Origin of the sequence: Streptomyces sp. NPDC048565, from assembly GCF_040650935.1 — a bacterium.
In the GTDB taxonomy this organism is placed as follows: Bacteria; Actinomycetota; Actinomycetes; order Streptomycetales; family Streptomycetaceae; genus Streptomyces.
In genome coordinates this window covers 120,277-128,271 of the sequence record NZ_JBEZIH010000026.1, presented here as the reverse complement: position 1 = coordinate 128,271, position 7,995 = coordinate 120,277, and the positions used below count along the sequence as shown (strand labels likewise).

General features: G+C 69.1%; 7 protein-coding genes and 1 riboswitch. Of the genes, 1 reads left to right on the top strand and 6 read right to left on the bottom strand.

Annotation, left to right across the window (positions count from 1 at the left end):
- Nucleotides 1-144: 144 nt before the first annotated feature.
- Complete coding sequence (locus tag AB0C75_RS28135; RefSeq protein ID WP_362894525.1) at nucleotides 145-1,089, bottom strand: LysM peptidoglycan-binding domain-containing M23 family metallopeptidase; 945 nt, start codon at nucleotides 1,087-1,089, stop codon at nucleotides 145-147.
- 5 nt (nucleotides 1,090-1,094) lie between these two features.
- A riboswitch (cyclic di-AMP (ydaO/yuaA leader) is annotated at nucleotides 1,095-1,253 on the bottom strand.
- A gap of 414 nt (nucleotides 1,254-1,667) precedes the next feature.
- Here AB0C75_RS28135 and AB0C75_RS28130 point away from each other — a divergent pair.
- A complete protein-coding gene (locus AB0C75_RS28130) occupies nucleotides 1,668-2,492 on the top strand; it encodes a tyrosine-protein phosphatase (RefSeq protein ID WP_362894524.1) in 825 nt (274 codons plus the stop codon).
- 19 nt (nucleotides 2,493-2,511) lie between these two features.
- Here AB0C75_RS28130 and AB0C75_RS28125 read toward each other — a convergent pair whose 3' ends face one another.
- From AB0C75_RS28125 to ispG, 5 genes are all read right to left on the bottom strand, one after another.
- The gene (locus tag AB0C75_RS28125) at nucleotides 2,512-2,685 is read right to left on the bottom strand and encodes a DUF6126 family protein (protein ID WP_362894523.1); all 174 of its coding nucleotides are present in this window, start codon (nucleotides 2,683-2,685) and stop codon (nucleotides 2,512-2,514) included.
- 107 nt (nucleotides 2,686-2,792) lie between these two features.
- Nucleotides 2,793-3,413: an XRE family transcriptional regulator gene (locus AB0C75_RS28120; RefSeq protein ID WP_362894522.1), complete on the bottom strand. Its 621-nt coding sequence runs from the start codon at nucleotides 3,411-3,413 to the stop codon at nucleotides 2,793-2,795.
- Between the two features lie 82 nt (nucleotides 3,414-3,495).
- Complete coding sequence (locus tag AB0C75_RS28115) at nucleotides 3,496-4,890, bottom strand: aspartate aminotransferase family protein (RefSeq protein ID WP_362894521.1); 1,395 nt, start codon at nucleotides 4,888-4,890, stop codon at nucleotides 3,496-3,498.
- Nucleotides 4,887-6,800 (bottom strand): 1-deoxy-D-xylulose-5-phosphate synthase, encoded by a 1,914-nt coding sequence (dxs, locus tag AB0C75_RS28110; protein WP_362894520.1) that lies wholly within the window; start codon nucleotides 6,798-6,800, stop codon nucleotides 4,887-4,889. The genes AB0C75_RS28115 and dxs overlap by 4 nt, the downstream gene beginning before the upstream one ends.
- A gap of 25 nt (nucleotides 6,801-6,825) precedes the next feature.
- Complete coding sequence (gene ispG / locus AB0C75_RS28105; RefSeq protein ID WP_362894519.1) at nucleotides 6,826-7,995, bottom strand: flavodoxin-dependent (E)-4-hydroxy-3-methylbut-2-enyl-diphosphate synthase; 1,170 nt, start codon at nucleotides 7,993-7,995, stop codon at nucleotides 6,826-6,828.

Genomic DNA, 7,995 nt, shown 5'->3' with positions numbered 1-7,995 from the left:
CATTATATTGTCCCCTACCCCTCATATTTGGGGTGTTTTGGGTTGTTTATAACCACCCCTTGTTTTGTTTTTGTTAACCTTTTAATTTGGTGTGGGGGGGGGCCCCCCCCCCCCCCCCCCCACTCCTTCGCCCTCAGGGGTGTCTCAGATGGAGACGCCGTGCGAACGCAGGTAGGCGATCGGGTCGACGTCGGAGCCGTAGCTTGGGCCGGTCCTGACCTCGAAGTGGAGGTGCGGTCCTGTGGAGTTGCCGGTGGTGCCGGAGAGGCCGATCTGCTGGCCGCCGGTGACGGCCTGGCCGGCCGAGACCTCGAGCGAGGACAGGTGCGCGTACTGGGAGTACATGCCGTCCTCGTGCTGGATGACGATCTCGTTGCCGTACGAACCGCTCCACCCCGCGGAGACCACGGTGCCCTGGCCTATGGCCCGGACGCTGGTGCCGGAAGCCGCCTGGAAGTCGGAACCGGTGTGGTAGCCGCTGGACCAGCTGGCACCCGAGGCGCGGTACTGGGTGGTGACGTTGGGGTTCTCGACCGGGGTGCTCCAGCCCGAGCTGTCGCCCTGGGACGCACCGGAGTCGGCTGTCTTCGCTGCGGTGTCCTCGGCCTCCGCGGCAGTGTCCTCGGTCTTCGCGGCCGTGTCCTCGGCCGGAGCAGCCGTCTTCTCGGCCGGTGCGGCCTTCTTCGCCGCCGACGGGGCGGACGTGGAGGGCGCGGTCTGCGCGGAGCCGGAGGTCTTGGCGCCGAGGGTCAGCTTCATGCCCGGCAGGATCAGGCTCGGGTTCTCGCCGACGACGTCACGGTTGTCCTGGTACAGCTTCTGCCAGCCGCCCTTGACCTTCTTCTCGGCCGCGATCTTCGCCAGGTAGTCGCCGGAGACCACGGAGTAGGTCTTCGACGCGCTCTTCGCCGCCGGGGCGGGAGCGCTCTGCGCGGCGGACTTGGCGGCCGGCGCGGACTGCTCGGCCGCGTGGGCGCCGGTGGCGCCGATCAGCGGAAGGGCGAGAACTGCGCCACCGGTTCCCGCGGCAAGGACGCCTCGGGAGATCGGGCCGGTCTTCGTACGACGGTGCTTGCCTTTTGCGGGCATGGGGGTTTTCCTCTCCGGCGCCTGCGAGGTGAGCTGTCGGGTTCGGACTGGAGATGCCCGGCCGCATGGTGCGCGACTTGACCCCGAGCCGTACCGGATCTCTCCGGCAGGCGACTTACCTGGTTCCCCCGCTCCTGCCACACGTGAGTCGGTGCGGATTCCGGGCGGCGGCAGGATTAGGCGTTCCGTCCGGATTGACCGTGACCGTAAGCGAGCCGGGTTGCCGTGAACAACCGTCGGATTGCGAACCGGAATCCACGCTTCATTCCTGTCGCGGAATTCCCGTCACACTCCGTGGATTACGGATCTTGGCTTTCCGCACGGCGTCCGGAATACGCTTCGGCATCTCCACCACGCACCGTCACGGATATGATCCCGCTCACCCGCCTCCCCCCATCTCCCGCACAAGCGGGGCATGTTCCACTAAATGCACCAATACGGACATCGCGCGATCATCGCCTCTCCGGGAGGCCGGGGTCAGCACGACCGAGACGGTTGCCCGATGCACCCATGTCGTATCGTCGCGGGCGTGCCCCCGTCGGCGAGCGGCGCCGACGCCCGACACCCCAGGAGCCCTTGTGACGCAGCTGCCAGAGGTCCCGCCGACCGGTCCCGAGCCGACGGACGTCGACCTGACCGGTGTCCGTAACTTCCGCGACGTCGGCGGACTGCCGACCGTCGACGGCAGCACCGTGCGGTACGGGCGCCTCTACCGCAGCGGTCACCTCGCCCACGCCACCGAGGCCGACACCGCCTTCCTCGCCGGGCTCGGACTGCACACCGTCTTCGACTTCCGCAACGCCGCCGACCACAAGCTCGACGGTCTCGACGTGGAGCTGCCGGGCGTCCGGAATGTCAGCATTCCGCTGTCCGACCCCGCGGATGGCGCGGAGTTCTGGCGACTGGTGCGCGACGGCGACCTCCAGCAACTGCGCTCGATCCTGGCGGACGGCAAGGGAGCGGAGAGGATGATCAACTCCTACCGCTCGATCATCAAGGACCGCACGGCCGAACACAGCCGCGTACTCCACGCGCTGGCCGAGGACGGTGTGCCGGCGCTGATGCACTGCGCGGCGGGCAAGGATCGGGCGGGCCTCTCCATCGCGGTCACACTGCTCGCGGTCGGCGTCGAGAAGGAAGCCGTCGAGGCCGACTACCTCAAGTCGAACGACGCGCACCGCCGCTACAAGGTCCGCCGCAGCGACACCTCCCCGGTAGGCATGTCAGACGAGGTGATGGAACTGCTCAGCCCCCTCTTCGGCGCCCACGCCGACTACCTGGCCGCTGCGTTCGACACCATCGAGGAGACCTGGGGCGGCACCGACCGCTATCTCACCGAGGGTCTGAGGATCAGCCCCGACACCCGCGCGAAGCTGCGCGAGCGGCTCGTCGAGGGCGCCTGACGCCGGGCGACTGCCGGAGTCAGCCTGTGCCGGCCACGTTGAACAGGAGATAGAGGAAGCCCGCGATGACGTGTCCGGCGACCAGGTAGGCGATGAGCCGGATCACGACACCGCGGGGCATCCGCCGCTCCTGGGTGTCCGAGCTCTTCGGCCGGCGCGGGCTGAGCGGGTCGTAGTACTCCGAATCGGACATGGCGAGTCCTCTCTGCCGGCTGTTCGGGCCGGGGATGACAAAGGGTGCGCACGGACGGGGCGTGCGGTCATGGCGGGCGGTGATGGCGTTCGGTCGGGGCGTACGGATCAGAGCCGGTGGATGCCGCTGCCCAGACACAGCTCGGCCGCCGGGCTCTGCAGCAGCGTGTGGACGAAGAGCAGGCGTACGCCGCCGACGTCGAGTGCCGCGATCCGGTGCGGGGTGAGCGAGTCGAAGTGGGCGCTGTCGCCCGGATCCAGGTCGTGCACGGTCTCCCCGAGCACCACCCGCAGCCTGCCGTCCAGGACGTACAGCCACTCCTCGCCGGGGTGGACGCGCACGAGGTCGCCCTCGGTGCCGTACGGGACGCGGACGTGCAGGGCCTGCATGGCACGGCCGGGCGCGCCCGCCTGCCGGTACTGCCAGCCGCCCGCCTCGGTTCCGCGCCTGCTTCCTTCGGGCGGGCCGCCGCGGACGACCGCGTCACGTTCGGGCGGGATCTCGCCCAGGAGCTCGGAGACGGTCGTACCGTAGACACGGGCGAGACCGAGCAGCATCGGCAGCGAAGGCTGCCTCCGGCCCGTTTCGAGCCGGGAGAGGTGGGCCGGCGAGAGCCCCGCTCGGCCGGCCGCGCCCTCCAGGGTGAGACCGCGGTTACGACGCAGGTCGCGCAGGCGTGGCGCGATCCCCGGAAGGTCGTCGGCCACCCCTCCGTCAGGAGGATTCATGCCTTCCATTGGGCCAGGATCTTTCCCCTGAGGCAAATAACTTGCCTCAGGGGCAAACCGGGTGCGGGCCGCAGGCGGATCCTCAGCGGTTGGCGACGGCCTGTTTCACCAGGGTCCTGCCGAAGTCCCACATCAGCCCGCCTCCGCCGTGCGCGTCGTCCATGACGGCGGTGAAGGCCGTGATGAAGCGGTCGACCTCGGGCTCGCCGATGACCAGCGGCGGAATCAGCTTGATCACCTCCAGGTGATCACCGGAGACCTGGGTGAGGATCCGGTGCTTCTGGAGCAGCGGCACCACCACCATCTGGGCGAAGAGGCCCTTGCGGGCCGCCTGCAGCATCGTCCATCGGCTGCGGAGCTTGAGGGAGGACGGCCGGCCGAACTCGATGCCGATCATCAGCCCCCGGCCCCGCACCTCGTGCAGCAGCTCGTAGCGGTCGACGAGCGCGGCGAGCCGCTCGCGCAGCAGATCACCGGTGCGACGGGCGTTGGCGACGGTCTCCTCCTCCTCCATCACCGCCAGGACCGCGAGCCCGGCCGCCATGGCCTGGGCATTGGAGCCGAAGCTCGCGGAGTGGACCAGGACCCGGTCCATCGAGGAGTAAACGCGCTTGAAGATCCAGTCCTTGCCGAGCGTGGCGCCGACGGGGACATACCCGCCGGAGAGTGCCTTGGCGACACAGAGCAGATCGGGTTCGACGCCATCCTCGTGCTGGTATGCGTAGAAGTCACCTGTCCTGCCGAGCCCGGTCTGCACCTCGTCCGCGATCAGCAGTGCCTTGTGCCGGTGGAGCAGCTCCTGGGCCTCCCGGAGGAAGCCGGGCGGAGCGGCGTGGACGCCCTTGCCCTGGATCGGCTCGACGACCAGCCCGGCCACGTCGCCGCGCTTCAGCTCGCGGCGCAGCGCGTCGAGGTCGCCGAGCGGGATGGCGGTGTCGGGCAGCAGGGGCGCGAACCCGTCGCGGAAGCCCTTCTCTCCGTTGACGGAGAGCGAGCCGGTCGTCAGTCCGTGGAAGGCGTGCTCGCAGTAGAGGATCCGCGGCTTGCCGGTGGCGTACCGGGCGAACTTCAGCGCGGTCTCGACCGCCTCCGTTCCGCTGTTGCCGAAGAACACCCGGTCCAGGTGGGGGCTGTGCGCCAGCAGCCTCTCGGCCAGCAGCCCGGGCAGCGGCTGGCAGTCGAAGCGGGTGAGGTCGGCGAGCGAGGCGTCCAGCACGTCGTGCAGCGCCTTGCGTACGACGGGGTGGTGCCTGCCGAGACCCATCACGCCGAAGCCGGCGAGCATGTCGAGGTAGTCGTTGCCATCGGCGTCCCAGAAGTGCGCGCCCTCGGCCCGCTCGTAGACCTTGTCGAATCCGAGGGTGTGAAGCATCCGCGGCAGCTGGTGATTGAGGTGCCGGGTGTGCAGCTCGTAGCGTTCGGAGCCTCGCTCCGCGAGGAGCCGCGCCAGATCGAAACCCGGCTGTTCGTCCTTCATACCCCGTTCTCCTTCGACATGTTCCGCTCTCCCACGCCCGTGCGGCGTCGCTCCAGCGCCGCACCGACGTGTCCGGCGATCTCCACCGGTGTGAGCCCGATCTCGGCGAGCACCTCACCGCGCCCGGCGTGTGCGAGGAACTGCTCGGGGATGCCGAACGTGCGCAGCGGTACGTCGACATCCGCGTCCCGCAGCGCCTGCCCTACGGCCCAGCCGACGCCGCCCGACCTGCTGTTGTCCTCGACGACCGCCACCAGCTCGTGCTGGGCGGCGAGCGCGGGCAACTCCTTGTCGACCGGTTTGACCCAGCGCGGGTCGACGACCGTGCAGCGGATCCCGGACCCGGCGAGCAGGTCGGCGGCCTGCAGACAGACCGGGGCCAGCACCCCGACGGCCACGAGCAGTACCTCGGGGTCCTGGGCCCGGTACAGGACGTCCATCCCACCGATCCTCCCGACGGCGGCGACCGGCTCCCCCACCGACTCCTTGGGGAACCGGATCACCGTCGGTGCGTCGTCGACGTCGACGGCCTCGCGCAGCTCCTCGCGCAGCCGGTCGGCGTCGCGCGGGGCCGCGATCCGCAGCCCCGGGACGACCTGGAGCACGGACATGTCCCACATGCCGTTGTGCGAGGGGCCGTCGGGCCCGGTGACACCGGCCCGGTCCAGCACGAACGTCACCCCGCAGCGGTGCAGGGCGACGTCCATCAGCAGCTGGTCGAACGCCCGGTTGAGGAAGGTGGCGTATACGGCGACGACCGGGTGCAGTCCGCCGGTGGCGAGCCCGGCTGCGGAGACCGTCGCGTGCTGCTCGGCGATCCCGACGTCCCAGATCCGGTCGGGGAACTTCTCCGCGAACCGCGTCAGCCCGACCGGGTGCAGCATCGCCGCTGTGATCGCGACGACGTCCGGGCGCTCGGCTCCGATGTCCGCGATCTCGTCGCCGAACACCGAGGTCCAGGACGGCGCGGCGGGCACGACCAGCGGTTCACAGGTCAGCGGGTCCATCTTGCCGACGGTGTGGAAGCGGTCGGCGTCGTCGGCCAGGGCCGGCGCGAAGCCACGGCCCTTCTCGGTGATGCAGTGCACCAGCACCGGGCCGTGGAAACGCTTGGCCCGTTGCAGTGCCGCCTCGACCGCCGCGGTGTCGTGCCCGTCGACCGGGCCGACGTACTTGAGGCCCAGGTCCTCGAACATGCCCTGCGGGGCGAAGGTGTCCTTGAAGCCCTTCTTCGCACCGTGGAGCGACCCGTACAGCGGCTGCCCGATGACCGGTGTCTGCTGGAGCACTCCCTTGGCCCAGGACAGGAAGCGTTCGTAGCCGTCGGTCGTGCGGAGGGTGGCGAGGTGGGTGGCGAGCCCCCCGATGGTCGGGGCGTACGAGCGCTCGTTGTCGTTGACCACGATGATCAGTGGACGGTCCCGGGCCGCGGCGATGTTGTTGAGCGCCTCCCAGGCCATTCCGCCGGTGAGGGCACCGTCGCCGATGACCGCCACGACATGACGCCGGCGCTCCAGCACCTCGTCGGACTTGGCGAGGCCGTCGGCCCAGCCCAGCACGGTGGAGGCGTGGGAGTTCTCGATGACGTCGTGCTCGGACTCCTCGCGGGAGGGGTAGCCGGAGAGGCCGCCCTTGCTGCGCAGCTTGGAGAAGTCCTGGCGCCCGGTCAGCAGCTTGTGCACATAACTCTGGTGCCCGGTGTCCCACAGGATGCGGTCCACGGGTGAGTCGAAGACCCGGTGCAGGGCGATGGAGAGTTCCACCACGCCGAGGTTGGGGCCGAGATGACCGCCCGTCCTCGCCACCGCCCGGATGAGAAACGCCCTGATCTCCTCGGCGAGTTCGCCGAGTTCCGGTCGGCTCAGTGCCTTGAGATCCTGCGGCCCCTTGATGGATTCCAGCATCGTCACGCCCGGGCCCCTCTCTCTGCTCCTGTTATCGGCTCACGGTCACGGCGGGAACCCCGGTGGGTGTCCCCGCCTCCTCCATACCCTCCGCGATCTTCGTTGCTTCCTCGATGAGGGTCTCCACGATCTTCGACTCGGGGACGGTCTTGATGACCTCACCCTTCACGAAGATCTGCCCCTTGCCGTTGCCCGAGGCCACACCCAGATCGGCCTCACGGGCCTCACCGGGACCGTTGACGACACAGCCCATCACCGCGACACGCAGCGGGACCTCCATGCCCTCCAGACCCGCACTGACCTGGTCCGCGAGCTTGTACACATCCACCTGCGCACGCCCGCACGACGGACACGACACGATCTCCAGACGGCGCTGCTTCAGATTCAGCGACTCCAGGATCTGAAGACCGACCTTGACCTCCTCCGCCGGCGGAGCCGACAGCGAGACCCGGATGGTGTCCCCGATGCCCTCCGAGAGCAGCGCCCCGAACGCCACGGCCGACTTGATCGTCCCCTGGAACGCCGGACCCGCCTCCGTCACACCCAGATGCAACGGGTAGTCCGACTGCGCAGCCAGCTGCCGGTAGGCGTTCACCATCACGACCGGGTCGTTGTGCTTGACCGAGATCTTGATGTCCCGGAAGCCGTGCTCCTCGAACAGCGACGCCTCCCACAGCGCCGACTCCACCAGAGCCTCCGGCGTCGCCTTCCCGTACTTCTTCAGCAGCCGCGCGTCCAGCGAACCCGCGTTCACCCCGATACGGATCGGCGTACCCGAATCACCCGCGGCCTTCGCGATCTCCCTGACCTTGTCGTCGAACTGCTTGATGTTCCCCGGATTCACCCGGACCGCCGCACACCCCGCGTCGATCGCCGCGAACACGTACTTCGGCTGGAAATGAATGTCCGCGATCACCGGGATCTGCGACTTCTTCGCGATCGTCGCCAACGCGTCCGCGTCATCCTGCGTAGGACACGCCACCCGCACGATCTGGCAGCCCGACGCCGTCAACTCCGCGATCTGCTGCAACGTCGCACCGATGTCCGACGTACGCGTCGTCGTCATCGACTGCACCGACACAGGGGCGCCTCCGCCGACCGCCACCGACCCGACCTGGATGCGCCGCGAGGGGCGGCGCACCGCGAGAGGCCGGGCCGGCAGCTCGGGGAGACCCAGTGCGACTGGTTCTCCCGCGCTCAT